Raw genomic sequence first — 25758 nt, forward strand, 5'->3', positions numbered from 1 at the left:
TCCTCGGGTTCTCAGGCGGTCAGGTCAGTGGTGCCGGGCGCGAAGACGTCCTCCAACGCAACCGGGCGATCCAGGATCCGCTGGTCCACCGCAGAGCGCAGCAACTGCTCCAGGACCGCCCGGTTCGGCTCGATCCCGTAGGGCAGCGGGTCGGCCCCGGTCACCTCCAGGACCTGCTGGTACATCCGGTCGGTCGCCGTCGGGGCGTCGATCGCCCCCGACCGCAGCCGATCGACGTACTGCCGCTTGGCCCGGGCGAAGGCGTCGAAGACGGCCGGGCCGACCTCGGGCCGCTCGCGGAGGAGCTCGTCCCGAACCACGACCAGGTGGTTGATCGGGTACCGGCCGCGGGTCTGCAGCGCCCGGACGGCGGCCTCCGTCGGGTCCGGGATCAGCGGGACCACGTCCGGGGCATCGATGTCGGCGCCGATGACGGCCGCCAGTTCACCGCTGCGCAGCAGCTCCTCCAGCGCGCGGCCGGGCTCGACCGGGACCACGTTGGCCGGCGCCCGGTACTGCGCGACGTGCTCGTCGCCGGACGGCGCCCAGGTGATCCGGCTGAGGTCCACGCCGTACTCGTCCTGCAGGATCGCCCGGGCCCACACTCCGGTGGTGACGGTGTAGCCGCGGTTGACCCCGACCGTGCGGCCCTCCAGGTCCTGGGGCGCGCGGACGTCGGAGCCGGCCGCGACCTGGATGGCACCGTGGTGGAAGCCGCGGACCAGGAAGGCGGGCACGGCGGTGAACGCCACACCGTGCGCCTTCGCGACCAGGTATGTCGTGAGCGCCATCTCGCAGACGTCGAACTCGAGGGTGCGCACCATGCGCCGGAAGCCCTGGACGAGGACGGGCACCTCTTCGAACTCGAAGCGGAAGCCCTCGGGCGTCACCGCGCCGCTCTTCAGCGCCTCGTTGTTGCCCTGGGTGCGGGTGACGGTCTTCAGCAGGTGCTCGGCCACGGGTACTCCTCGCTGGCGCTCGTCGCGCGGTCCAGCGGGCCGTCGTCGACCGGCTGGTGGACGGCCGGAACGTAGCATGGTCAGACCAATAGACCTCACGCTACGGTGGCCTCGACGACATCCCAGAACCGAAGGACAGACCATGGCAGAGCAGGTGCTGGCGGCCGTGCGGACCGGCCCGGGCGTGACCGAGCTGCGCGAGTTCCCGATGCCCGACGTCCCCGACGACGCCGCGCTGCTGAAGGTCGAGGTCGCCGGGATCTGCGGCACCGACGTCAAGATGTACGCGAAGCCGCCGTTCGCCGCGCCGGTGATCATGGGCCACGAGAACGTCGGCATCATCGCCAAGGCGGGCCGGAAGTTCACCGAGAGCAAGGGCCTGGCCGAGGGCGACCGGGTGTTCGTCGAGCACTACGTCGGCTGCATGCACTGCGAGTGGTGCCGGGCAGGGGAGTACCGCCACTGCGAGCTCACCGACTGGCGGACCAACCCCGACGCGCGCCGCTACGGGTACACGTCGGCGGAGAACCCCGGCCACCTGTGGGGCGGGTTCTCCCAGTACATGTACCTGCCGTGGAACGCGGTGACCCACAAGGTGCCCGATGGCGTCTCCGCGGAGCTGGCCGGCCTGGTCACCCCGCTGTCCAACGGCATCGAGTGGGCGCTGAACGCCGGCGGTGTCGGCTACGCCTCCACGGTGCTCATCCAGGGCCCGGGCCAGCAGGGCCTGTCGCAGGTCGTCGCCGCCAAGCAGGCCGGTGCGTCGCTGATCATCGTCACCGGCACCACGCGGGACGCCACCCGGCTCGAGCTCGCCACGGCCCTGGGCGCCGACCACGTCATCGACGTGCTGCGGGAGGACGCGCTCGCGCGGGTCCTGGAGATCACCGGCGGCAAGGGGGTCGACGTCGTCCTGGACTGCACGTCCGGTGCCGGCACCGCCCCGGTGCTGCTCGGCATCGACGCGCTCAAGCGCCGCGAGGGCGTCATGGTGACTCAGGGCGAGCTGGCCGCCTTCCCCAACTTCCCGCTCAAGAAGATGACCGAGAAGTGCATCGCCCTCAGGAGCGCCCGCGGGCACGGCTATCGTGCCGTCGAGCTCGCGCTGGAGCAGCTCGCCTCGGGGCGCTTCCCGCTGGAGCGGCTGGCCACGCACACCTTCGGCCTGGAGGACGTCGACCACGCCATCCGGGCGCTGGCCGGTGAGACTGGCGAGGACGCGCTGCACGTGTCCTTGCTGCCGTGGGGGAAGTGAGAGCGGCAGCGCCGGGAAGAGAATGCCGACCATGAGCGAGGAGAACGCATGAGCGTCGTCGTCCGGAATCCCCGCCGCACCGAGCGGGCCGTCGTCGACGGCCTCGCCGCGTGCGGCGTCTCCACCGTCCACGAGGCCCAAGGGCGCACCAACCTGCTCGACCCGGCGCTGCGGCCGATCTACGCCGGCGCCCGGGTCGCGGGCACCGCGGTCACCGTCAGCGTGCCGCCCGGCGACAACTGGATGATCCACGTCGCCGTCGAGCAGTGCCAGGAGGGTGACGTGCTGGTCGTCGCCCCCACGTCGCCGTCCGAGGCCGGCTACTTCGGTGACCTGCTGGCCACCTCGCTCGCTGCCCGCGGGGTCCGCGGGCTGGTCATCGACGCCGGCTGCCGGGATGTCGCCGACCTGACCCGGATGGGCTTCCCGGTCTGGTCGCGCCACGTGTCGGCGTACGGCACCGTGAAGGAGACGCTGGGCAGCGTCAACGTGCCGCTGGTGTGCGCCGGCCAGCTGGTGCAGCCCGGTGACGCCGTGGTCGCCGATGACGACGGCGTCGTCGTCGTGCCGCGGGCCACGGCCTCCCAGGTGCTCGAGGCCGCCCGCGCCCGGGAGACGAAAGAGGCGGCGGCGCGGGAGCGCTACGCCGCCGGGGAGCTCGGCCTCGACGTCAACGCGATGCGGGATCGGCTCACGAGCAAGGGCCTGACCTACGTGGACGCGGAGGACGACCAGTGATCATCGACTGTCACGGGCACTACACGACCGAGCCGGCGGCCCTGAAGGACTTCCGGCAGGCACAGCTCGCCTCCCTCGACGATCCGGCGCTGCCCGCGCCCGAGCTGGCGCCGATCAGCGACGACGAACTCCGGGCGAGCGTGGAGGGCAACCAGCTGCGCGTGCTGCGCGAGCGCGGCGGCGACCTGATGATCTTCTCGCCGCGGGCATCGGGGATGGGCCACCACGTACCCGACCCGGCCGTCGCGCGGGCCTGGGCGTCCACGAGCAACGACCTGGTGGCCCGCGTCGTCGGGCTATTCCCGGACAACTTCGCCGGTGTCTGCCAGCTGCCCCAGACCCCCGGCGGCCCGCTGGACGACGCCGTCGCCGAGCTGCGGCGGTGCGTGGAGACCCTGGGCTTCGTGGGGTGCAACCTCAACCCGGACCCCTCCGGGGGGTTCTGGACGTCCAAGCCGCTCACCGACGAGTACTGGTTCCCGCTCTACGAGGCGATGGTCTCCCTCGACGTCCCCGCCATGGTGCACGTCTCCAGCTCCTGCAACCCCAACTTCCACGCCCTCGGCGCGCACTACCTGAACGCCGACACCGCGGCGTTCATGCAGTTCATCGAGGGCGACCTGTTCACCCGCTTCCCGTCGCTCCGCTTCGTCATCCCGCACGGCGGCGGCGCGGTGCCCTACCACTGGGGCCGCTACCGCGGGCTGGCCGAGCGGATGGGTCGGCCGCAGCCGTCGACCCTGCTGGACAACGTCTTCTTCGATACCTGCGTGTACCACCAGCCCGGCATCGACCTGCTGACGCGGGTGATCCCGACGGAGAACATCCTGTTCGCCTCCGAGATGCTGGGCGCGGTCCGGGGTGGAGACCCCGAGACGGGCGTCGACTGGGACCACACCAAGCACTACGTCGACCAGGTCCCGTTGACCGACGATCAGCGCCGCCAGGTATTCGAGACCAACGCCCGTCGGGTCTACCCGCGGCTGGACGCGCAGCTCACCGCTGCGGGGAGGTAGAGACATGTCCCGACTGCAGCTGACCTTCGCCTGTGGCGACTACGACCGCACCCGCGCGCTGGAGGAGGGCACGGTCCGTCCCGACGGCATCGACCTGACCTACCTGCGACTGCCGGTCGAGGAGACCTTTTTCCGGATGTCCCGGCACCGGGAGTTCGAGGTCGCCGAGATGTCCCTGTCGTCGTACGTGAAGTCCCTCGACCTCGACGAGCCGCCGTTCGTGGCGCTGCCGGTCTACACCTCGCGGCAGTTCCGGCACGCCGGCATCTTCGTCAACGTGAACTCGGGCATCGACGAACCCGCGGACATGCGGGGCAAGATCGTCGGTACCCCGGAGTGGCAGCTCACCGCCAACGTCTGGATCCGCGGCTTCCTCGCCGACCAGTACGGGGTGCCGGTCGACTCCGTCGAGTACCGGACCGGGGGGCAGGAGATGCCGGGCCGGATCGAGAAGGCCGCCGTCGACCTCGGCGAGCGCATCCGCATCCGGCCCATCCCGGGTGACAAGACCCTCTCGGCGATGCTGGCCGCGGGTGAGATCGACGTGTTCCAGGGCCCGCGGGTGCCATCGTCCTTCGTCCCCGGGGGGAACGTCCGGCGGCTCTTCCCCGACCCGGTCGCCGCGGAGCAGGAGTACTTCGCGCGGACCGGGATCTTCCCGATCATGCACGTCGTCGTCGTCCGCCGGGACGTCTACGAGCGGCACCCGTGGGTGGCCCAGACGCTGACCAAGGCGTTGGGATTGGCCAAGCAGAAGGCCATGGCCGAGCTGTACGACGCCTCCGCGCTGCGGTTCATGCTGCCGTGGCTCATCCCCGGCCTGGAGGAGGCGCGTGCGCTGCTCGGCGAGGACTACTGGTCCTACGGGCTGCAGGGCAACGAGAAGGCGCTGGGGACGTTCCTCCGCTACCACCACGAGCAGGGGCTGTCCCGGCGGCAGTACGAGCCATCGGAGCTGTTCGCCCCCGAGTCGCTGGAGTCCTTCGTCATCTAGCGCGGTGCCCAGTCAGGTCGGCGACGCGCATGGCTGCAGAGAAGACCGAACGGCCCCGCCGGGACTCGGCGGGGCCGTTTCGTCGTCCGCGGTGATGAGCACTGCTGCGTGGATCCTTCGCTTTGCCAGGAGCGTCCCGTGAGCGTCGCGGGGTGCTGGGCGATCGGCGGCTGACGATCAGCCGGCGGCCGGGTCCGGGCCGGGCGAGAACCGCCGCAGCGCGATGGCGGGCACGGCGATCCCGGCTCCGACCAGTGCCAGCGCGGGCGCCAGCGGAAGGACGACGACCAGCCCGGCGACGGTCAGCGGCGCGGCGAGCAGCGCGCCGGCCCGGAACGTCCCGCTGACCGCGATGGCCTCCCCGCGCTCCTCGGGGTGCACCGCCTCGGCCGCGATCGCCGGCCCGAGCACCTGCACGACGCTGGCCGCGACGCCGCTGACGACCAGCACCAGCGCGGACAGCGCGACGCTCCCGGCAACGGCGCCGGTGGCGGCGGTGGCGACCCCGGTGAGAATCATGCCGCCGGCGAGCACCCGGGTCGTCCAGGGGCGGGGGAGCCGGCCGGAGATCGCGGTCCCGACCAGCGCCGCGCCGTTGGCCGTGGCGACCAGCGCGCCGATGGTCGAGGAGGACTGCCGGGCCTGGTCCAGCGCCACCGGGATGTAGGAGGTCAGCAGCGACCGCCAGGCCCCGGCGGTGACCCCGGCCCAGCAGCCCGCGTTCACGCCGGGCCGGCGCCACAGCCGTCCCGGGGGCCGGTCCTCCGGTGGCACGAACGGCGGCAGCCGGTCGAGGAAGAATGTCGGCGCCACCCCGAGGACGGCGACGACGGCGGCCACGGCGAGCGCCAGGGCCGGTGACCGCTCGGACAGCACACCGGCGAGCACCGGCCCGGCGAGCAGGCCCACGCTGCCGATCAGGTTCACGCGGGCCAGCGCTCCGGCCGCACTGCCCGGGCCCCGGACGACGTGGGTCTGACTGCCGGTCCAGAAGCACGCCCGGGAGACGCCCTGCAGCAGCTGGGCCAGCACGAACGGGAGGAGCCCGGCAGACAGCACGACGATCGCGCTGCTGGCCGCCAGCAGCACCCCGGCGCCGGCGATGAGCGTCCAATCCGCCCAGATCCGCATCAGCCTGCCCAGCACCAGCCGGATGGCCAGCTGGGACACGGCGGACACTGCGGTCAGCACGCCGATCTCGGCGGCGGAGTAGCCCGCGCGCAGCGCGAGCAGGGGAAGCGCAACGCTGGCGATGCCCAGCGAAACCGAGTAGACCCCGGCGCCCGCCGCGACCGCAGCCAGGTCGCGTGCGGGCCCGCGCCGGCCCCGGTCCGGTGCCACGGCGCCCTCAGTCCCGGCCCGGGACGGCGGTCGCGTGCGGACGACGGCCCGGAGCGGTCACCGGGCGGCTCGGCGGGCAGGCATGGGCGCCTCCAGGGCGAGGGGGATCGGCTTACCCTAGCGACATAGGTCTGATGTTCACACCAACCGGCCGGAACGGCGTCCCTCCGTCCGGCGCTGCCATGCTCTCCCGGTGACCCGTCCCCGCCCCGCTGCCGGCGGTGGCCGCCGCCTCGGCGTCGCCCCCGAGCGGCTGGGGCGCTGGCTGGATGGCGTCGCCGAGCGGCACGGTGCATTCACCGAGATCGGCGAGCTGGACGGAACGGTCCGGGTCACCTGTGCCGACGGCACGACGCTGACCCTGCGGGCACCCTTCGACTGGGCTCCGGGCCCGGCGCTGCTCACCGGCTTCGGCGCGGCCGCCCGCGCGCCCCGCCGGGTGGCCGTGCTGCTGGTCCGCCGCGGCCGGTGGGCCGTGGGAGTGTTCGACGGGCCGGACCTCGTCGTCTCCAAGGTCGACGCGCGCCAGGTGCAGGGCCGGACGGCGGCCGGGGGCTGGTCGCAGCAGCGGTTCGCCCGGCGGCGCGGGCACCAGACCGACGCCGTCGTCACGCATGCCGCCGACACCGCCGTCCGGGTGCTGCTGCCGCACGCCACCACCCTCGCGGCGCTGGCGACCGGCGGTGACCGCGGCCTGGTCGCCGAGGTGCTCGCCGACCCGCGGCTGCGGGCGCTGGCCACGCTGCCGCAGACCACCCCGATGGAGGTCGGCGAGCCCACCAAGGCGGTGCTGCTCACCACGCCGGGGCTGTTCCGCGCCGTCGACGTGCACATCGTCGAACCCGCCGACCGCACCTGACGACCCGAGGGCCAAAGTCGCGACTTCGGCCCTCAGCAGGTGTGGTGGACCTCCTGCAGCCGGTGCACCGGCGTCGGGATGCCGACCTGGCGGGCCTTGAGCTGCAGCGCCAGGTACAGCGAGTAGTGCCGCGACTGGTGCAGGTTGCCGCCGTGGAACCACAGCGCCTCCTGCCGGGTGGGCTTCCACATGTTGCGCTGCTCGCCCTCCCAGGGGCCCGGGTCCTTGGTGGTGTCCGAGCCCAGCCCCCACACCTTGCCGACCCTGTCGGCCACCTCCTGGGAGATGAGGTCGGCCGCCCAGCCGTTCATCGAGCCGTAGCCGGTGGCGTAGACGACCAGGTCTGCGGGCAGCTCGGTGCCGTCGGTGAGCACCACCGAGTGCTCGGTCAGGTGGTCGACCTGCCCCTTGGCCAGCGCGACGTCGCCGTTGGCCACCAGGTCGGCGGCGCCCACGTCGATGTAGTAGCCCGAGCCGCGGCGCAGGTACTTCATGAACAGCCCCGAGCCGTCCTCGCCCCAGTCGTGGTCGAACCCGGCGGCCTCCAGCCGCTGGTAGAAGTCGGCGTCGCGCTCGCGCATCTGGTCGTACAGCGGGATCTGGAACTCGTGCATGATCCGGTAGGGCAGCGAGGCGAAGACCAGGTCGGCCTTCTCCGTCGTCATTCCCGACGCCACGGCCTCCTCGGAGTACAGCGCCCCCAGGCCGATCTCCATCAGCGAGTCCGAGCGGACGATGTGCGTCGACGACCGCTGCACCATCGTCACGTCCGCGCCGTGCTCCCACAGCGCGCCGCAGATGTCGAAGGCGCTGTTGTTCGACCCGATGACGACGCACTTCTTGCCGCGGTAGGCGTCCGGTCCCGGGTGGGCCGAGGAGTGGTGCTGGTCGCCGCGGAACACGTCCATGCCGGGCAGCTCGGGGACGTTCGGCTTGCCCGACATCCCCGTCGCCAGCACCAGCTGCTTCGGGCGCAGCACGACCGGGACGCCGTCCCGCTCGACGGTGACCGTCCACTCGCCGGTGGCCTCGTCGTAGGAGGCGTCGATGGCGCGGGTGTTGGACCAGTAGTTCAGCTCCATCACCCGGGTGTAGGACTCCAGCCAGTCGGCGATCTTGTCCTTGGGGGCGAACACCGGCCAGTTGTCGGGGAACTTCACGTAGGGCAGGTGGTCGTACCAGACCGGGTCGTGCAGGCACAGCGACTTGTACCGGCTGCGCCACTGGTCGCCGGGCCGCGGGTGCTTGTCGATGACGATGGTCGGGACGTCGAGCTGCCGCAGCCGCGCGCCGAGCGCGATGCCGCCCTGCCCGCCGCCGACGACCAGGACGTAGGGCTGGGTCTCGTGGCCGAGCTCGCGGGCCTCCCGCTCCCGCCGGTCCAGCCAGCTCTCCCGGTCGCGGTGGATGCCGTGCTCGGCGCCCTTGGGGCGGCGGTCGCGGGTCGGTTCCTCGTGACCGGTCAGCTCGTACAGCGTGGTGAGCAGCGTCCAGGCCGTGCCGTCCTTGAGCCGCAGGTGGCCCCGGCCGCGGCCGACGGCGGTCTCGAACTCGATCCAGGCCTCGTCCACGCCATCGGCGCCGGCGGGTGGCTCGGCGATCCGCAAGCCGGTCGGGTCGGTGCGGTCGAGCGTCTCCTCGAGCAGTGCCCGCACCTGGCCGTGTCCCTCGGCGGTGGTGATGTTCCAGGTGAAGCTCACCAGGTCCCGCCAGAAGCAGGTGGGGGCGAACAGCTCCACCACCCGGTCCACGTCGCGCGCGGTGAGGGCCTGCTGGAAGGAGCCGAGCCAGGCCGCCACCCGGCCCTCCGGGGTGTCGGCGGCCGCCGGCCCGGGAGTGGCCGCGGTGTCGGTCGGGTCGAGGGTCTGGGTCATGCCCACCTCCTGCGTCGTCGAAGGAGTGCCGCCGGCACGCGGCGCTGGACGGAGCTGATCATCCGGCGCCGGCCGGCGGCGCCCCCTCGCCGGGACGTCGTCCCGGGCTCAGCGAGAGCCGCCACGGCTCGTGTGCTGCTGATCACAGCAAGCGACGACGACTCAGGTGAGCGGCGAGTCCGTCGTCAGCTCGACCTCTTCGTGGCGGAGCTCGCCCCCGACGGGCAGCTCCTCGGTGACCCACGAGGTGGCCAGCCGCACCCGCTCGAGGGGGGCCCGTTCCATGGTCACCACCGGCTGGTCGCCGTAGAGGGTGACCCACTCGGTGGCCCGCTCGCGGCGGTCGTCGGCGGCGTCGCCGGTGTCGGCGTCGGCTCGGCCGTCGGTGGGACGCAGCGGCAGATACTCGATCCGGGCCTGCTGTCGGGTGACCGTCACCGGCACCATGACCTCCTCGGTGACCTCCTCGATCCGCAGCACCGCCCGGGTCCACGGCTCGGTCACCGACTGGACGCTGAACCGCTCCTCCGACCGGGTCATCGCCCGGTCGCCCACGGTCCCGGCCCGATCGGTGCCAATGCCGATGCCGGTGCGGCCGGCGTAGTGCTCCTGCAGCCTGACCTCCTCGGCCGGGCTGAGCCGGTCGGGCGCGCCGGGCCGGGGCGAGCTGTGCACGGCGTCGGCCGCGACGGTCAGCCGGAGCCGGCCGTCGCCGAGCCGGGCGTCGGTGATCGGAGCCACGATGGCGACGGCGGTGGCATCCGGCGCGGCGTGCAGGCCGTCGGTCAGCCCGACCCAGGTGGGCCGGCCGGTGACGTCGTCGACGAAGACGGCGGTGACGGTGCCGAGGGGCTTTCCGTCGCGGTCATCGGCGATCGCCCCGATGACCGGGGGCAGTTCAGGCTCACTGGTCATGCCTGTGGATGATCCGGAACCAGCGGGTCTACACATCCGGCAGCGCGTCGGGCGCGGCCGGTTGAGCACGACGGCGACCCGGCGTAGCGTCTCCCGACCGTGTCCCAGCACCCCGTCGGGGCCCACCCCGCCGCTCGTCCCGCCGCTCCCGATCCCGCCGACGATCCCGTCCTGGCCGCCGAGCGCGTGCACCTGGCGGTCGCCGCCGACTGCCTGACCCGGATGCGTACCGCGAGCACGGCGGTCACCGACGCCGGGGTCGACGCCTGGGCCGCCGAACGCCTCGGGGCCGCCCGCGCCGAGCGCCTGCTCGCCTTGGCCGCCGACCCCGGCGTGCCGGCGTTCTTCGGCCGGATCGACGGCGGTGCGGCCGTCGGCGGGAACCCCGCGGCCGGGGAGACCTTCCACATCGGCCGCCGGCACGTCCGGGACGCGGCCGGCGACCCGGTGGTGATCGACTGGCGGGCGCCGATGAGCCGGTCGTTCTACCAGGCCGGCCCCGCCGATCCGCAGGGCGTCGCGCGCCGTCGCCGGTTCGGCTTCGCCGGTGGGGAGCTCACCAGCTACGAGGACGAGATTCTCTCCGCCGACCAGGAGCCGGCCCCCTTGCAGGGTCCCGCGAGCTCGCGAGCGGTGGGGGGCAAGGGGGTCCTGTCACTGCTCCGGCAGGAGATCGAGCGGCCCCGGAGCGGGCCGATGCGCGACATCGTCGCCACCATCCAGCCCGACCAGGACGACATCGTGCGCGCGCCGCTCGGCGAGTCGATCTGCGTGCAGGGCGCGCCGGGCACCGGCAAGACCGCGGTGGGGCTGCACCGGGCGGCCTACCTCCTCTACACCCACGGTGGGCAGCTGGCCCGCACCGGCGTGCTGGTGGTCGGGCCCAACCGGGCGTTCCTGCGCTACATCGAGCAGGTGCTGCCCACCCTGGGCGAGGTCGACGTCGACCAGGCCACGGTCGCCGACCTCACCGCGCGGGTGCCGGTGCGGGGGGTGGACCCGCCGGAGGTCGCCGTCCTCAAGGGGGACGCGCGGATGGCCGAGGTGCTGCGCCGCGCGCTGTGGGCCGGGGTGGTCAAGCCGGTGGACTCGGTGCAGGTGACGCTGGCCGGCCGGAAGTACCGGGTGTCGGAGCAGCGGCTGCGCCGCTGCGTCGACGACCTGCGCCGGGCCGGGACGGGATCGCTGGACGACCAGCAGGTGGTGCACTACGCCGCCGGCCGGGAGCGGCTGGCGATGGCGGTGGCGGAGGACGCCCGCCGGCAGCAGGAGGCAGGCGGGGGCAGCCCGACCGACGCCGAGACGCGGACGACCGCGCGCAGCCGGGAGGTGCGGGCCTGCTGCGACGCGGTGTGGCCGGCCGTGGACGCCGCCGGCCTGGTCTGCGGCCTGCTCTCGGATGCCGGTCGGCTGGCCCGGGCCGCCCGGGGCGTGCTGACCGAGGCGGAGCAGGCGCTGCTGGTCTGGTCCGCGCCGCCGCGCTCGGTGCGGTCCGCGCGGTGGAGCGCTGCCGATGCGGTGCTGGTCGACGAGGTGGCCGGGCTGCTGACGCGCACCCCCGGCTACGGGCACGTCGTCGTCGACGAGGCGCAGGACCTCTCCCCGATGCAGTGCCGGGCGGTGGCCCGCAGGCTGGCCGCCGGATCGCTCACCGTGCTGGGTGACCTGGCCCAGGCGACCAGCCCGTGGTCGAGCACCGACTGGGCGCCGACGCTGGCCGGGCTCGGCCGGCCGGACACTCCGGTGCGGCCGCTGACCCAGGGCTACCGGGTGCCCGGGGAGGTGCTCGACTTCGCCAACCGGCTGCTCCCGGTGATCGCCCCCGGGCTGCCCTCGGCCACGGCCACCCGCCGGGACGCCGGCTCGCTGGACGTGCGGCCGGTGACGGCGATGGCGGGCCCGCTGGCCGAGGTGGTGGGCCGGCTGGCCGCGGCACCTGGCTCCACCGGCGTGGTCTGCGCCGACGCGGACGTGCCCGACGTCGCAGGGATGCTCCGGGCCGCCGGCCTGGACGTCGCCGTGCTGGCCGACGACGGGTCCGCGCCGGAACGGGTCTGCGTCGTCCCGGCCGGGCTGGTCAAGGGGCTGGAGTTCGACTCCGTCGTGGTGGTCGAGCCGGCCGCGATCGTGGCCGCCGAGCCGCGGGGCCTGCACCGGCTCTACGTCGTCCTGACCCGTGCGGTGAGCAGCCTGGTGGTGCTGCACCGCGGCGACCTCCCGGAGCCGCTCGCGGGCTGATGGACTACAGCTCGGCGTTCGACGCCCAGCGAGCCAGTGCGCCCGCGAAGGCGTCGAGGTCGCCGACCAGTTCCACGTTGGCGACTACTCGGCGATCGTCGACCTCGGCGTACTCGTGGACGAGGATGTTGCGGAACCCGACCGCGACGGCGACCGACTCGGCCGTGGCTGCATCGACGATGGTGTGCCTGCCCAGCAGGCGGACGGCGTCGGCGTTGCTCTCGGGCATTCCGAGCCCCTCCGACGCGACGACGTGCTGCGCAGCTCGCACGCAGCCCTCGATCGCCGTCACGAACCCGTACTTGATGGCGCGCAGGCGCACTGCGTCGCTGTCCCAGCCGGGCGGCTCGGCCGTATTCCGGATGTCAGCAACGTCGCGACGGATACGGGCAATCGTGCGTCCGAGACGTTCAGCGTCGACCACGGGCCACCGCTTGCAGGTACTCCCGCGTCATGTGTTCGATGTAGGGCAGCTCGTCGAGGTACATGGTGCGGGTGTTCGCCTCCCAGACGACGCGGGCCGACGGATCATCGTCGAACAGCAGGCGACCACGGACCGCGATCCTGCCCGCCAGGTACAGCGGTGCGTCGTCGAGTACCAGGAGGTCCACATCAGGCGGGACCGGGACCTCCCAGGCAGCGGGTGTGCGACCGCCGAAGTGGGCCGCGACGTCGAGGTCGCTGTCCGGCCGGGGCGTTCCCCCGACCTGGCTGCCGTGCAGGTAGCCGAAGAGCGCGCCGGCCGCCCGTAGCGCGGCGACGATCGTACCTTCCTCGACTGCCACGCCGACACTCTTCCACCCGTTCTCCGTCGCAGACCAGCGGAACACAGGGTGATGTCCCGTCTGACGTGGTGGTCGAGGACCCGGTCGACGACCTCGACCACGAAGGCCTGATCGAGGTCGCCGTCCACGGGGGCCGGCGCAGCGAGCACGCCGTCCCCACCTCGCGGGCGGGTGGCGGCCGTGGAGGCGGCCCCGGGCAGCCGACCGGGGCCGTTCGTCCCTAGGCTCTGCGGGCATGGCCTCCTCGCTCCGCACCGAGCTGCGGGCGCCCGCACCGCCCGTCGCGTTGGCCGACCGGGACCCGCGCGCCACGCCGCAGGCGCCCGGCGACAAGGAGCGCACGCGGGAGCAGCTGGCCGTCGACGGCCGCCGGCTCGCCGACCTGCAGGAGCGCCTCTACGCCGAGGCCGCCGTCGGTGGCCGGCGGCGGGTCGTGGTGGTGCTGCAGGGCATGGACACCAGCGGCAAGGGTGGGGTGATCGAGCACGTCGTCGGCGCGGTCAGCCCGCAGGGCCTCTCGATCACCAGCTTCACCGCCCCCACCCCCGAGGAGCTGCGGCACTCCTTCCTCTGGCGGGTGCGCCGCGCCGTTCCCCGGCCGGGGAGGATCGGCGTCTTCGACCGTTCGCACTACGAGGACGTGCTCATCGGCCGGGTACGCGAGCTGGCCACCCCGGCGGTGATCGAACGCCGATACCGCGAGATCGTCCGGTTCGAGGAGCAGCTGGCCGCCGACGACGTGACGCTGGTCAAGTGCTTCCTGCACATCTCGCCGTGGGAGCAGAAGGAACGGCTACTCGCCCGCCTGGACGACTCCGCGAAACGGTGGAAGCTCAGTCCCGGGGACCTCGACGACCGCGCCCTGTGGCCGGCCTACCAGCGGGCTTACGAGACGGTGCTGGAGCGGACCAGCACCGACGGCGCCCCCTGGTACGTCGTCCCCAGCGACCGCAAGTGGTATCGCAACTGGGCCGTGGGCCGGCTGTTGCTGGAGACGCTGACCGACCTCGCCCCGCGGCTGCCCGAACCGGCCTACGACGTCGAGGCACAGCGCGACCGGCTCATCGACGAGGCGCCGCTGCCCGCCTGGTGAAGGACCCCCTCCTCCCCGCCCCTCGCAAGCTCGCGGCGGTGCCCTGGAGGGGGCCTCACGCTGGGCGGCCACGCCGCAGCCGGTCGTCCAGGGCGAGGGTGAACAGCCAGCCGGCGATGACCACCAGGTGCAGCAGGAACAGCCAGAAGCCCAGGGCGACCGCCCCGCCGACGACGTCCAGCCCGCCGAACGGGGCGCCGAGGTCCAGTGGCAGGGCCAGGAACAGCACGAATCCCTGCAGGAACCCCGACAGGCTGGCCGCGGTGAACAGCGCGCCGACGGCGACCGCCGACCAGCGCAGCCGGCCGGCGGCGACGATCCGGAACCCCCACGCCAGCGGCACGGTCAGCGCAGCGAGCACCGAGTAGTAGCCCACCGCGAAGCCGCCGATCGCGGGGCCCACGCCGGACCGCTCGGCCAGGTCGGCGAGCTCCCGGCCGGCCAGCAGCAGCGGGTACAGCAGCAGCGGGGTCACCACGACCAGGGGCAGGGCCAGCAGCCGCCCGCGCCAGGCGGTGAACCGGTCGGGCGCCGGGCTGAATCGCAGCAGCGCCCGCCGGAGCCCCTCGCCGTACAGCGAGATCGGCAGCAGGGTGAGCAGCGCCTGGAGCGGGGCGAGCGCCACGCCGGCGTCCACCAGCCGGGCCAGCGCATCGGGGGCGCCCAGGTCGGCGGGCAGCACCTCGGCCAGCCGGCCGGCGAGCGAGCGGACGGCCTCGCCGCTGGTCAGCCAGGCAGTGAGGCCGAGGGCCAGGACCAGCAGTGGAACGACGGCGATCCCGGCGTAGAAGGTGAGGCCGGCGGCGATCAGCGCGGTGTCCCGGCCGCGCAGCTGGGTGCGGATGGCGCGCACCAGCCCGCGTCCCTCGGCTCGCACCCACGCCCCGCGCACCGGCCCATGCCACCAGGTGCGGACCGGTCCCGCCCGTCGGGAGCCCGCGGTCAACCTCGGCCGAGCAGGTGCTGCGCGGCGGCGAACCCGCCCAGCCCGCTGACCGCACCGCCGCGCACGGTCCCGCCGGAGGAGGCGGCCACGATCCGCGGCCACGCCGTCGCGACGCCCCAGGTGCCGGCCTGCGCGGGGTCGTCGGCCACCGGCCAGGACAGGTCGCCGTGGAAGATGTGCCCGCCCGGCATCGCCAGCGCCGCTTCGACGTCCAGCGGTGAGGACGCCTGCAGGCAGGGCCGCCCGTCGGCGTCCAGCGCGAGGCAGTCGGTCAGCGGCTCGGCCAGGTGCGCGTCGAGCTGGGCGAGGACGCGGCGCACCGCCTCGTCGCGGGTGCCGGCGTTGTCGGCGGCGAACAGCTCGGCCGGGGTGTGCAGGCCGAACAGGGTGAGCGTGTGCAGCCCGGTGTCGCCGACGATCGAGGGGTCGGTGAGCGAGTGGCAGTACACCTCGAACGGGATGACGTCGGGCAGCGAGCCGGCCCGCGACCGGGCGTACGCGGCGTCGAGCTGGCCGGCGGCCTCGTCGACGTGGGCGGTCCCGGCGAAGACGGTGGCCGGGTCGGCGCCCGAGCGCAGCGCCGGCAACCGGCGCAGAACCATGTTGATCTTCAGCTGCGAGCCGGAGGGACGGGTGCCCGGCGGGTCGCCCAGCAGCGCGGCGAGCACGGGGGGTGCGCAGCCGGCAACCACGTGCCCGGCGTCGGCGGCGTGCTCTCCTCCGCCGGCGTCGGTCCAGTGCACGGTGACGCCGTCGCTGCGCGTCTCGAGAGCGGTCACGGTGGCCCCGGTGCGCAGCTCGGCGCCGGCGGCGCGGGCCGCGGTGGCCAGCGCCCCGCTGACCGCGCCCATCCCGCCGACCGGCACCCGCCAGCGGCCGGTGCCGTTGCCGACCAGGTGGTAGAGGAAGCAGCGCCCGGCCAGGCCGTCGGCGGCGTGCAGGTCGGCGGCGGTGCCGATCAGCCCGTCGGTCAGCGCCATGCCCCGGACGACGTCGTCGGTCAGGTGCTCACCCACCACGTCGGCCAGCGGGCGCTCGCGCAGGTCGTGCCACAGCTGGGGGTCGCGCAGCCGGCCGGCCAGCTCGGCCCGCGTGGGCAGTGGCTCGGTGAGGGTGGGGGCGAGGTCCTCGGCGAGGGTGCTCAGCCGGCCGTAGAACCGTTGCCAGCCGGCGAACTCGGTATCGGAGCCGGTGAGGTCGCGGAACGAGGCCGCCGTCGCCGGGCCCTCCGCGCGCTCGACGAGCAGCCCGGTGTCGCGCCCGCCGCGCCGCACCGGCGTGTACGAGGCCACTGCCCGGTCGACCAGCCGCAGCGGCAGCGCCAGGTCGCTGACGATCCGGTCGGGCAGCAGGCTGACCAGGTAGGAGTACGCCGACAGCCGGACGTCGACCCCCGGGAACACCCGGCTGCTCACCGCGGCGCCGCCGAGGGTGTCCAGCCGCTCGAGCACCAGCACCGACCGGCCGGCCCGGGCCAGGTAGGCGGCCGCGACCAGGCCGTTGTGCCCGCCGCCGACGACGACGACGTCGTACCGGGCCGCGGTTCCGGCGGAGGACGAGGGGCTCGGCATGCGGGTCATCGTCCCGTGCCCGGCCCGACCCGCTGCAGCAGACCCCACCCGGGCTGCGCCCCGGCACCGCTGTGCAGATCGCCACACCCCGGGCCTGCGGGGGGAGTGCCGGAGGGCCTGCACCGGGGGTGCACGGCATGCGCCTCGGCCTCGCCGGCCGACAGTCGGGGCAGGCTTCGAGCGCCAGGTCAGGTCGCGTGTCGGCCATCCGACGGAGCAGCCCGAGGGGGAACTCGCGCCGTGCCATCCCCGTACCCGGCGAGCCTGTCACTCACGGTGAGCGTGTCGCGGCGCACCCCCGGAGTTTCTGCACAAAGTGACCCGCGCCGTTTGTCACAAGCGCATCACGGCCCTATCGTCGGCCCGTCCGGACGGGTCGTTCCGTCACCTACCGGGTGACAACCGACCGGGCGCCGCCGAACCACCGTGCCAGTGCTCCCTGCTGGCCAGATGGACCGGGGACCCACCGCAGTACTGGGGTGAAGCACCCCGGCTCGACCGAGCCGGGATGCCGGGCGTCTTCCCGCCCGAACCCGTCAGCTAACTCGGTAGGCGGCACGTGGAAGAAAGGAAACACCCGCCGAACATGGCGAGTTCCCGCATGCCTGCCCGCCGCCGGGTCTTCACCGGCCGACGGGTGCTCGTCACCCTCGTCGCCGCCACCGGTGTCGCGCTCTCTCCCCTAACCGCGCACGCCGTTCCCGAAACGCCGGGCACCTCCCAGGAGGCCGCGGCCCTCGTCGCCGCCCGCGGGCACGACCTCGAGGTCGTCACCGAGAAGTTCAACGACGCCCGCGTGCAGCTCGAGGCCCAGCAGGCCGCCGCCACGAAGGCCGCCGAGGACGTCGCCGCCGCGGACGCCGCCGTCGCCGAGGCCCGGAACAAGGTCCGCGAGGTGGCCCGCAGCGCCTACACCGGCGACCAGCTGAGCACCCTCCAGGCGATGCTGACCAGCGAGTCCACCGACGAGCTGCTCGACCGGATCGGCACGCTGGACACCATCGCCCAGCACAACAACGGCATCCTCGGGGCGGCCCAGCAGGCCACCGAGACGGCCGCGACGAGCAAGGCGGCCGCCGACCGGGCCGCCGCCGAGGCCACGGCCCAGCTCGACCGGGTGGCGGCCCAGCAGGCCGACCTGCAGTCGCAGATCGCCGAGTACCAGGCCCAGTACGACCGGCTCAGCGCGCAGGAGCGGGAGCGGGCGCGGCAGCTCGCCGAGCAGGCGCACGCCGCTGCCGCGGCCCGCTCGACCGCCATCGACCGCACCGACCGCGAGGCGCCCGCCGCCAGCCGGTCCACGCGCGGCGGCTCCGTGCCGGCGCCGTCCGCCCCGGTGGTGGCCAGCAGCTCGGCGGCCGGTACCGCGGTGAACGCCGCCATGGGCAAGCGCGGCGCGCCCTACGTCTGGGCCGCCGCCGGGCCAGGCTCGTTCGACTGCTCCGGCCTGGTGCAGTACGCCTACAAGGCCGCCGGGATCTCCGTGCCGCACTCCAGCCGGATCCAGGCCACGATGGGCCGGGCCGTGTCCCGCGCCGAGCTGCAGCCGGGCGACCTGATCGCCTTCTACAGCCCGGTGAGCCACATCGGCATCTACATCGGCAACGGCCAGATGGTGCACGCCCCGACGTCGGGTTCCGTGGTGAAGGTGGTCAGCATCGACGTCATGGGCAGCATCACCGCCATGCGCCGGATCGCCGGCTGAGGAAGGACCTTCCTGCCCCCCACCGCTCGCACGCTCGCGGCGGGACCCTGCAGGGAGGCCGCACCACTCCCGTTCGCAGGCTCGCGGCGAGCCGCTGAACCGGGCCGTTCCAACGAATGGCCGTGCCCCGACCGCCTCTCGGCGGCCGGGGCACGGCCGCGTCCCGACCGCGACGACCTGCACCGGACGCGAGCCACGTCACACAGCCCTACCGGGCAGGATCGTCGGAGTCACCCCGTCGCCCCCGACACCTGAGGAACCGATGAGCTCCCTGACCGAGCCCCGCACCGTCGCCGGTGCCTTCCGCGTGGTCGCCGTGGCCGAGGCCGTCTCCTGGGCCCTGCTGCTGGCCGGCATGTTCGTCAAGTGGGTGCTGGGCACCTCGGAGGTCGGCGTGCAGGTGGCCGGCCCGATCCACGGTGCGGTGTTCGTCGCCTACGTCGCGGTCACCCTGCTGACCTGGCGGGTGCTGCGCTGGTCGCCGGGGACGGCGCTGCTCGCGCTGGCGGCCTCGGTGCCGCCGTTCACCACCGTGTGGTTCGAGCGCTGGGCGCAGCGCACCGGCCGGCTGCCGGCCGCGGGGGCCGCGCCGGTGGCTGGATAGCCTCGCGGGATGGCCGACCCGGTGCTGCCCACCACCGCCCGCACGCTGCTGGCCCGCACCGCCCGCGTGCAGCGGGAGGGCCGGGCGCCCAGCCTGGTCGCCGGCGTGGTCCGGGACGGCGGGCTGGCCTGGTCCGCCGGCCGTGGCGCGGTCGCCGACCCGCACACCGACGTGCAGTACCGCATCGGGTCGATCAGCAAGACCGTGACGGCGGTGGCGGTGCTCCGGCTGCGCGACGAGGGCCGGCTCGACCTCGACGACCCGCTGGAGCGGCACCTGCCCGGCACCCCGCTGGGCGACCGGACCGTCGGCCACCTGCTGTCCCACCTGGCCGGTGCCACCTCGGAGAGCCCCGGCGGCTGGTGGGAGCGGGTGCCCGGCGGCTCGCTCGAGGAGCTGCGCCTCGGTGCCGCCGACGTGGTGCTCGGGGCGGCCCGCCGGTTCCACTACTCCAACCTCGGATTCGGCCTGCTCGGCGAGCTCGTCGCCCGGCACCGTGGCCGGCCGTGGGCGGAGGTGGTCGGCGCGGAGGTGCTCGCGCCGCTGGGGATGACCCGGACGACGCCCCGCCCGGCCGGCGCCGCGGCCTCGGGCGCCGCCGTCCACCCGTGGGCCGACGTCGTCCTGTCCGAACCGGAGCACGACGCCGGCGCGATGGCCGCCGCCGGCCAGCTGTGGGCGACCCTGGCCGACCTGGGCCGGTTCGCCGCCTTCCTGCTCGGCGACACCGGTGACGTGCTCTCGCCGGCGACGCTGGAGGAGATGACCGTGCCGGCCGGCGTCGACTCCGCCGCGCCGGGCTGGTCGGCCTACGGGCTGGGATTGCAGGTGCTGCGGGTCGACGGGCAGACGCTGGTCGGGCACGGCGGCTCGATGCCGGGCTTCCTGGCCGGGGTGTTCGTGGACCGGGCCGAGCAGACCGGTGGCGTGATGATGACCAACACCACCAGCGGTGTCGAGCCGCTCGTCCCCGGTCTGTTGGCCGATCTGCGGGCCGCCGAGCCGCGGGTGGTCGAGGCCTGGACGCCGTCGTCCGCGCCGGTGGCGCTGGATCTGCTCGGCGTCTGGTTTTGGGGGCCGGCGCCGCACGTGCTGCGCGCCTCGGCCGGTGGGCTGCTGCACCTGGGCCCGCTGCCGGGGCGCACCGGGCGGGCCAGCCGGTTCTCGCCGCGGGCCGACGGCACCTGGGTGGGGCTGGACGGCTACTACGCGGGCGAGACGCTGCAGATCGCGCCCGACCACCTGGACCTGGCCACCTTCGTCTTCACCCGTACGCCCTACGACCCTGCGGCTCCCGTGCCCGGGGGCGTGGACGAGGCCGGCTGGCGCTGACCGGACGGGCTCAGAGCCGGTCGAACGCGTCCATCGTCGTCTTCACCACCGCGCCGTAGGCCAGGTGCGGCACCAGGTCGCTGATCCAGGCGGTCGCCGACCAGGTGCGCGGGTCGGTGATGCCCAGGACGGTCATCGGGCCGTTGGCCGCGACCAGCACGCCGGCGGTGGTGAGCAGCGTCCCGACCAGCGGCTGGGAGCGGAAGCCCGTGGCGCGCGCCAGCCCGACCAGGACGCCGACTCCCACCCCGGCCGCCAGCCCGGTGAGCGGGCCGAGCCCCTGCACCCGGTTGTCGCGGGTATCGCCCTCGCCGGGGATCGGGAGGTGTGCCTTCGCGGCGAGCGCCTCGACGGTCTGCTCGGGCGTGGAGCTGGTGCCGCGGCCGCGGACGGCCATGTCCAGGTAGGTGACCGCGTTGAGCGCCGTCGAGCCGGCCGCGCCGGCCGCCGCTCCGCGCAGTGCCCAGCCGGGGGTGCTGATCCCCCGTCGTCCCTTGCCGAAGGTGCCCACCGGTGTCCGCTTGGCCATGCCGGGGTCTACCCGCACCTCGTCGCCGGGCAAACGGAGCCGGTCCGTCGGTGGGCCGGGCGTTGCCCGCTCAGCGGCCACACCTGGGCTGGAAGGGGCCGATAGCGGGCCCTTGCTCGCCGAGCAGGTTGACGACGCCGGCCGGGTCACTCACCGGCAGCGGGCGCCGACCCGGCGGCGCGCTCCAGCAGCGGGGTCATCCGGTGGTCGACGAAGCGGCGCAGCGCCAGGTTGGTGTCGGTGCGCTGCACGCCGGGGAGAGCCAGCACCTGCTCGGAGATCCGCCAGAGGTCGTCGGCGTCCACCGCGACGACCTGGACGAGCAGGTCGGCCACCCCGGACAGCCCGGTGACCTCCAGGACCTCCGGGATCTGGGCGAGCGCGGCGCTGACGTCGGTGAGGCTGCGCTGCACGACCTGCACGGTGACGTAGGCGCCCAGCCGGTATCCCAGCGCCTCGGGCCGCACCCGGCGCTCGAAGGGTGCCAGCGCCCCGCCGGCCTCCAGCCGGGCCAGCCGCCCCTGCACGGTGTTGCGGGCCAGGCCGAGTTGCTGCGAGAGCGCCAGCACGGTCGTCCGCGGGTCGCGGGAGAGGGCCAGCAGCAGGCGTGCGTCGGTGGCATCCAGTTGATCGCCGGCAGCGGGCACGGCGCTCAGTCTGCCACGTCGACTGGGGCTCCGACCGAGCATCCTGCTCAGTTCCTGGACGGGGTGTTGTGCACTTCGCGGGAGGAGTGATCTTCTCCACAGGGCGCTCGTGCGTGTCACCATGGTGTGAGCGGTGCCACACCCCGGCGCCCAGGACGTCCATGACCGGTGCCCGGTGACCCCGGGCCGGGAGACGGCGAGGAGATCGGCATGACGGCGCTCCAGCAGGCCACCGAGGTGGTCGACCCGGTACCCGGGGCCCAGGCCCCCCACCTGCCCGGCCAACCGGATCTGGTCCAGTTGCTCACGCCCGAGGGCGAGCGGGTCGAGCACCCCGAGTACTCGATCGACGTCTCCGACGACGAGCTGCGCGCCGTGTACCGGGACCTGGCCCTGGTCCGCCGCTGGGACGTCGAGGCGACCGCGCTGCAACGGCAGGGCGAGCTGGGCATCTGGGCCTCCCTGCTCGGTCAGGAGGCCGCCCAGGTGGGTGCCGGCCGGGCCATGGAGGCCGGCGACATGGCCTTCCCCACCTACCGCGAGCACGGCGTCGCCTGGACCCGCGGCGTCGACCCGCTGCACGTCATCAGCCTGTTCCGGGGCGTCGACATGGGCGGCTGGGACCCGATCGCGGCCGGACTCAACCTCTACACGGTGGTCATCGGCGCGCAGTGCCTGCACGCGACCGGCTATGCCATGGCCCTCCAGCGCGACGGCGCCGAGCACGCCGCGCTGGCCTTCCTCGGCGACGGCGCGACCAGCCAGGGCGAGGTGAACGAGGCGATGATCTGGGCCGCGGCCTTCAGCGCCCCGGTCGTCTTCTTCTGCCAGAACAACCAGTACGCGATCAGCGTGCCGATCGAGCGGCAGTCCCGGGTCCCGCTGTACCAGCGGGCGGCCGGCTTCGGCTTTCCGGGCGTGCGGGTCGACGGCAACGACGTGCTCGCCGTCCTGGCCGTCACCCGGGCCGCGCTGGCGGCCGCCCGCGAGGGGCAGGGCCCGACCTTCATCGAGGCCTTCACCTACCGGATGGGCGCGCACACCACCTCCGACGACCCCACCCGCTACCGGCTGGGCGGCGAGCTGGAGCAGTGGAAGCTGCGCGACCCGATCGCCCGGCTCAAGGCCTACCTGTCCCGCAGCGGCATCGCCGACGCGGCGTTCTTCGACGGCGTGGACGCCGAGGGGGACGAGCTGGCCGCCCGGATCAGGAAGGGCACGGTGGAGATGCCCGCGCCGGCCGGCACGGAGATCTTCGACTCTGTCTACGCCGAGCAGACCCCGGAGCTCGCCCGGCAGCGGGCCGAGTTCGTGGCATACCACGAGGGCTTCGAGGAGGCGGGGGAGTGAGCGCCACGAAGGCGACGGTCGAGCGAGCATCGCAGGGAGATGCCGGGAGCCGACAGGGAGCGAGCATCGCAGCGAGCGCCAGCGAGCGAGGAGCGGAACGACCGCGGAGGCGACCCGTGCTGTCGACCGAGGAGCGGAACGAGACCGGAGTCGAGTCATGACGCAGAAGCTGGCCCTGGGCAAGGCGCTCAACCTCGGCCTGCGCCGGGCGATGGAGGACGACCCGAAGGTCCTGCTGATGGGCGAGGACATCGGCCGGCTCGGCGGGGTCTTCCGGATCACCGACGGGCTGCAGAAGGACTTCGGCGAGGACCGCGTCGTGGACACCCCGCTGGCCGAGGCCGGCATCCTGGGTACCGCGGTCGGCCTGGCGATGCGCGGCTACCGCCCGGTGTGCGAGATCCAGTTCGACGGGTTCGTGTTCCCCGCCTACAACCAGCTGGTCACCCAGGTGGCCAAGATCCACAACCGCTCGCGCGGCAAGCTGCCGATGCCCATCGTCGTCCGGATCCCCTTCGGCGGCGGCATCGGCGCGGTCGAGCACCACAGCGAGAGCCCCGAGGCGTACTTCGCGCACACCGCCGGGCTCAAGGTGGTCGCCGTCTCCAACCCGGTCGACGCCTACTGGGGCATCCAGCAGGCCATCGCCTCGCCCGATCCGGTCATCTTCCTGGAGCCCAAGCGGCGGTACTGGGAGAAGGCCGAGGTCGACCTGGACGCCGCTCCCGGGCCGCTGTTCGCCTCCCGGGTGGTCCGCGGCGGCGACGACGTGACCCTGCTGGCCTACGGACCGATGGTGAAGACGGCGCTGCAGGCCGCCGAGGCCGCCGCCGAGGAGGGCCGCTCGCTGGAGGTGGTCGACCTGCGCACGCTGTCGCCGCTGGACCTCGACCCGGTCTTCGAGTCGGTGCGCCGCACCGGCCGCTGCGTCGTCGTGCACGAGGCGCCGCTGACCCTGGGGTTGGGCGCGGAGATCGCCGCCCGGGTCGCCGAGACCTGCTTCCACTCCCTGGAGGCGCCGGTGCTGCGGGTCGGCGGGTACGACACCCCGTACCCGCCGTCCAAGCTCGAGGAGGAGTACCTGCCCGACCTGGACCGGGTGCTCGACGCCGTCGACCGTTCGCTGGCGTTCTGATGGGCCGGCTGCGCCAGTTCACGCTGCCCGACGTCGGCGAGGGCCTCACCGAGGGCGAGATCCTCTCCTGGCTGGTCGCGGTGGGCGACACCGTCACGGTGAACCAGCCGCTGTGCGAGGTGGAGACGGCCAAGGCCGCCGTCGAGCTGCCCAGCCCGTTCGCCGGCACGGTCACCGAACTGCTGCACGAGGTCGGGACGACGGTCGACGTCGGCGCGCCGATCATCACCATCGACGTCGGCGGGGACGGGCCGGCACCGGCAGCGGCGCCGCCGGCGTCCGCGCCGGCCGAGGAGGCGGTCGAGGCCGGCCTGATCGGTGGCCCGGCGCCCGGTGGCCGCACCTCGGTGCTGGTCGGCTACGGCCCGCGCACCACCGAGGCCAAGCGCCGTCCGCGCCGGTCCGGAACCGCCGTCGCCGCCCGGGCCACCGCACCGCAGGCGCCCGCGGAGGCCGACCACGGCTCGGGCCCCGATCGGCCGCCGCTGCTGGCGACCGCGCCCGATGCCACCACCAAGCCGGTCCGGCACGGCGGCCTGGAGGTCGGCCGGGCCGCGGAGGCGAACGCCGCCGCGGCCGCCGCGGCCGAGGCTGCGACGTCCGTCGCCCGCGACCCCGGCCGGGGCGCGCTGCGCCCGCTGGCCAAGCCGCCGGTGCGCAAGTACGCCAAGGACCTCGGCGTCGACCTGGCCACCGTCCCCGGCAGCGGGCCGGGCGGCGTCATCACCCGCGCCGATGTCGACGCCGCCCTGGCGGCCCCCGCCGCACCCACCCCGGAGCGGGCTTCCGGTACCGAGAGCCCGGGGGAGACGCGGGTGCCGATCAAGGGGGTGCGGAAGCACACCGCGGCGGCGATGGTGGCCAGCGCGTTCACCGCGCCGCACGTCACCGAGTTCCTGACCGTCGACGTCACCCGGATGATGAAGCTGCGCGGCCGGCTGGCCGAGCGGCCGGAGTTCGCCGGGCTCACGGTGAGCCCGCTGCTGTTCGTCGCCCGGGCGGTGGTGCTGGCCGCCCGCCGGCACCCGATGGTCAACAGCTCCTGGGACGACGCGGCCCAGGAGATCGTGCTGAAGGGGCAGGTGAACCTCGGGATCGCGGCCGCCACACCGCGGGGCCTGGTCGTCCCGAACGTGAAGGACGCCGCTCGGCTGACCCTGCCCGAGCTGGCCGCGGCGCTCACCGCGCTGACCAGCACGGCGCGGGAGGGCCGCACCGCCCCGGCCGACATGGCCGGCGGAACGATCACCATCACCAACGTCGGGGTGTTCGGCGTCGACACCGGGACGCCGATCCTCAACCCCGGCGAGTCGGCGATCCTGGCGTTCGGCACGGTGCGGGCGATGCCGTGGGTGCACCGGGGCAAGGTGCGGCCCCGGCAGGTGACCACCCTGGCGCTGTCGTTCGACCACCGGGTCATCGACGGGGAACTGGGCTCCCGGTTCCTCGCCGACGTCGGCGCACTGCTGCACGATCCGGGCAACGTCTGGGCCTGGTGAACGCGACGGCGCGCGGCCCCGCTGCAGGGTCCCGCCGCGAGCTTGCGAGTGGCGGGGGGCAGCGGGGTCCTTCTTCAGTCGGCATCCAGATCGGCGGCGACCAGGTCCGCGATCCGGGTGAGGACCGTCTCGTCGTCGCTGGTGACGGTGACCTCGGTGCCCTGCTTGGCGCCCAGTGTCATGATCATCAGTGGCGATCCGGCGTCCACGGCCGTGCCGCCGGCCGTGGCCAGGGTGACGGGCACGCCGGCCTTGGTGACGGCCTCGGCGATGAGCCCGGCAGGGCGGGCGTGCAGGCCGACGGTGGAGCCGACGGTCACGGTGGTGCTGGGCATGAGTGCCTCTTCCTGGTAGTCGGTGCGGGGCTGAGCCT

Annotated in this window: 24 protein-coding genes and 1 riboswitch; of the genes, 13 read left to right on the forward strand and 11 right to left on the reverse strand. The window is 74.1% G+C overall.

All coding sequences use genetic code 11. The features are described 5' to 3' along the window. Positions 1–11 precede the first annotated feature (11 nt). A complete protein-coding gene (locus tag ACYVG5_RS10300) occupies positions 12–959 on the reverse strand; it encodes a substrate-binding domain-containing protein (RefSeq protein WP_222048749.1) in 948 nt (315 codons plus the stop codon). Between the two features lie 142 nt (positions 960–1101). Here ACYVG5_RS10300 and ACYVG5_RS10305 point away from each other — a divergent pair, with 142 nt between their 5' ends. Genes ACYVG5_RS10305 through ACYVG5_RS10320 form a run of 4 tightly spaced genes read left to right on the forward strand, consistent with a single transcriptional unit; the run spans position 1102 to position 4962 of the window. Then, a complete protein-coding gene (locus ACYVG5_RS10305) occupies positions 1102–2214 on the forward strand; it encodes a zinc-dependent alcohol dehydrogenase (protein WP_222048751.1) in 1113 nt (370 codons plus the stop codon). A gap of 48 nt (positions 2215–2262) precedes the next feature. Further along, the gene (locus tag ACYVG5_RS10310) at positions 2263–2952 is read left to right on the forward strand and encodes a 4-carboxy-4-hydroxy-2-oxoadipate aldolase/oxaloacetate decarboxylase (protein ID WP_222048753.1); all 690 of its coding nucleotides are present in this window, start codon (positions 2263–2265) and stop codon (positions 2950–2952) included. Continuing rightward, on the forward strand, positions 2949–3968 hold the full coding sequence (locus ACYVG5_RS10315; RefSeq protein ID WP_222048755.1) for an amidohydrolase family protein: 1020 nt from the start codon (positions 2949–2951) through the stop codon (positions 3966–3968). Before ACYVG5_RS10310 ends, ACYVG5_RS10315 begins: the two co-directional genes overlap by 4 nt. Before the next feature lie 4 nt (positions 3969–3972). Further along, positions 3973–4962, forward strand: coding sequence for a substrate-binding domain-containing protein (locus tag ACYVG5_RS10320; RefSeq protein WP_222048757.1), 990 nt, complete (start codon positions 3973–3975; stop codon positions 4960–4962). A gap of 177 nt (positions 4963–5139) precedes the next feature. Here ACYVG5_RS10320 and ACYVG5_RS10325 read toward each other — a convergent pair whose 3' ends face one another. Beyond that, positions 5140–6303: an MFS transporter gene (locus ACYVG5_RS10325; RefSeq protein WP_222048759.1), complete on the reverse strand. Its 1164-nt coding sequence runs from the start codon at positions 6301–6303 to the stop codon at positions 5140–5142. Positions 6304–6496: 193 nt separating this feature from the next. Here ACYVG5_RS10325 and ACYVG5_RS10330 point away from each other — a divergent pair, with 193 nt between their 5' ends. Then, on the forward strand, positions 6497–7162 hold the full coding sequence (locus tag ACYVG5_RS10330; RefSeq protein WP_222048760.1) for an acVLRF1 family peptidyl-tRNA hydrolase: 666 nt from the start codon (positions 6497–6499) through the stop codon (positions 7160–7162). A gap of 32 nt (positions 7163–7194) precedes the next feature. Here the strand turns inward: ACYVG5_RS10330 and ACYVG5_RS10335 are convergent, their stop codons facing one another. Continuing rightward, complete coding sequence (locus tag ACYVG5_RS10335) at positions 7195–9036, reverse strand: NAD(P)-binding domain-containing protein (RefSeq protein WP_222048761.1); 1842 nt, start codon at positions 9034–9036, stop codon at positions 7195–7197. A gap of 162 nt (positions 9037–9198) precedes the next feature. Continuing rightward, positions 9199–9951 (reverse strand): PRC and DUF2382 domain-containing protein, encoded by a 753-nt coding sequence (locus ACYVG5_RS10340; protein WP_222048762.1) that lies wholly within the window; start codon positions 9949–9951, stop codon positions 9199–9201. A 99-nt stretch (positions 9952–10050) separates the two neighbouring features. Between ACYVG5_RS10340 and ACYVG5_RS10345 the strand changes: the two genes are divergently transcribed. Then, entirely contained in the window at positions 10051–12189 is a 2139-nt protein-coding gene (locus ACYVG5_RS10345) for a HelD family protein (protein WP_222048763.1), read from the forward strand. Between the two features lie 4 nt (positions 12190–12193). Here the strand turns inward: ACYVG5_RS10345 and hepT are convergent, their stop codons facing one another. Together hepT and ACYVG5_RS10355 are read right to left on the reverse strand one after the other, a co-directional pair. Further along, complete coding sequence (gene hepT / locus ACYVG5_RS10350; protein ID WP_460683155.1) at positions 12194–12613, reverse strand: type VII toxin-antitoxin system HepT family RNase toxin; 420 nt, start codon at positions 12611–12613, stop codon at positions 12194–12196. Continuing rightward, the gene (locus ACYVG5_RS10355) at positions 12600–12974 is read right to left on the reverse strand and encodes a nucleotidyltransferase domain-containing protein (RefSeq protein WP_222048765.1); all 375 of its coding nucleotides are present in this window, start codon (positions 12972–12974) and stop codon (positions 12600–12602) included. The genes hepT and ACYVG5_RS10355 overlap by 14 nt, the downstream gene beginning before the upstream one ends. Positions 12975–13209: 235 nt before the next feature. Between ACYVG5_RS10355 and ACYVG5_RS10360 the strand changes: the two genes are divergently transcribed. Next, positions 13210–14067 (forward strand): PPK2 family polyphosphate kinase, encoded by an 858-nt coding sequence (locus ACYVG5_RS10360; protein ID WP_222048767.1) that lies wholly within the window; start codon positions 13210–13212, stop codon positions 14065–14067. 55 nt (positions 14068–14122) lie between these two features. On the opposite strand, the gene ACYVG5_RS10365 is transcribed toward ACYVG5_RS10360, so the two are convergent. Both ACYVG5_RS10365 and ACYVG5_RS10370 read right to left on the reverse strand, forming a co-directional pair. Then, positions 14123–14944: a YihY/virulence factor BrkB family protein gene (locus ACYVG5_RS10365; protein WP_460683156.1), complete on the reverse strand. Its 822-nt coding sequence runs from the start codon at positions 14942–14944 to the stop codon at positions 14123–14125. Between the two features lie 65 nt (positions 14945–15009). Beyond that, positions 15010–16584, reverse strand: a complete 1575-nt coding sequence (locus tag ACYVG5_RS10370; protein ID WP_222048884.1) for a phytoene desaturase family protein — start codon at positions 16582–16584, stop codon at positions 15010–15012. 404 nt (positions 16585–16988) lie between these two features. Then, positions 16989–17154: riboswitch (cyclic di-AMP (ydaO/yuaA leader) on the forward strand. 31 nt (positions 17155–17185) lie between these two features. Here ACYVG5_RS10370 and ACYVG5_RS10375 point away from each other — a divergent pair. The 3 genes from ACYVG5_RS10375 (at position 17186) to ACYVG5_RS10385 (ending at position 20225) form a co-directional block, all read left to right on the forward strand. Beyond that, on the forward strand, positions 17186–18289 hold the full coding sequence (locus ACYVG5_RS10375) for a C40 family peptidase (protein WP_460683157.1): 1104 nt from the start codon (positions 17186–17188) through the stop codon (positions 18287–18289). Between the two features lie 262 nt (positions 18290–18551). After that, the gene (locus ACYVG5_RS10380) at positions 18552–18893 is read left to right on the forward strand and encodes a DUF3817 domain-containing protein (RefSeq protein WP_222048770.1); all 342 of its coding nucleotides are present in this window, start codon (positions 18552–18554) and stop codon (positions 18891–18893) included. A gap of 9 nt (positions 18894–18902) precedes the next feature. Further along, entirely contained in the window at positions 18903–20225 is a 1323-nt protein-coding gene (locus ACYVG5_RS10385) for a serine hydrolase domain-containing protein (protein WP_222048771.1), read from the forward strand. Between the two features lie 10 nt (positions 20226–20235). Here ACYVG5_RS10385 and ACYVG5_RS10390 read toward each other — a convergent pair whose 3' ends face one another. Beyond that, a complete protein-coding gene (locus ACYVG5_RS10390) occupies positions 20236–20754 on the reverse strand; it encodes a hypothetical protein (protein ID WP_222048885.1) in 519 nt (172 codons plus the stop codon). Positions 20755–20900: 146 nt separating this feature from the next. Continuing rightward, positions 20901–21401, reverse strand: coding sequence for an Lrp/AsnC family transcriptional regulator (locus tag ACYVG5_RS10395; protein ID WP_460683158.1), 501 nt, complete (start codon positions 21399–21401; stop codon positions 20901–20903). Positions 21402–21611: 210 nt separating this feature from the next. Here ACYVG5_RS10395 and pdhA point away from each other — a divergent pair, with 210 nt between their 5' ends. The 3 genes from pdhA to ACYVG5_RS10410 all read left to right on the forward strand — a co-directional run bounded on the left by pdhA (position 21612) and on the right by ACYVG5_RS10410 (position 25385). Next, complete coding sequence (gene pdhA / locus ACYVG5_RS10400) at positions 21612–22751, forward strand: pyruvate dehydrogenase (acetyl-transferring) E1 component subunit alpha (RefSeq protein WP_222048886.1); 1140 nt, start codon at positions 21612–21614, stop codon at positions 22749–22751. A gap of 157 nt (positions 22752–22908) precedes the next feature. Beyond that, positions 22909–23886, forward strand: coding sequence for an alpha-ketoacid dehydrogenase subunit beta (locus ACYVG5_RS10405; RefSeq protein WP_222048773.1), 978 nt, complete (start codon positions 22909–22911; stop codon positions 23884–23886). After that, positions 23886–25385: a dihydrolipoamide acetyltransferase family protein gene (locus ACYVG5_RS10410; RefSeq protein WP_222048774.1), complete on the forward strand. Its 1500-nt coding sequence runs from the start codon at positions 23886–23888 to the stop codon at positions 25383–25385. The genes ACYVG5_RS10405 and ACYVG5_RS10410 overlap by 1 nt, the downstream gene beginning before the upstream one ends. 74 nt (positions 25386–25459) lie before the next feature. Here the strand turns inward: ACYVG5_RS10410 and ACYVG5_RS10415 are convergent, their stop codons facing one another. Then, a complete protein-coding gene (locus ACYVG5_RS10415) occupies positions 25460–25720 on the reverse strand; it encodes an HPr family phosphocarrier protein (RefSeq protein ID WP_222048775.1) in 261 nt (86 codons plus the stop codon). Between the last annotated feature and the right edge of the window lie 38 nt (positions 25721–25758).

It is taken from the genome of Modestobacter lapidis (assembly GCF_054780755.1).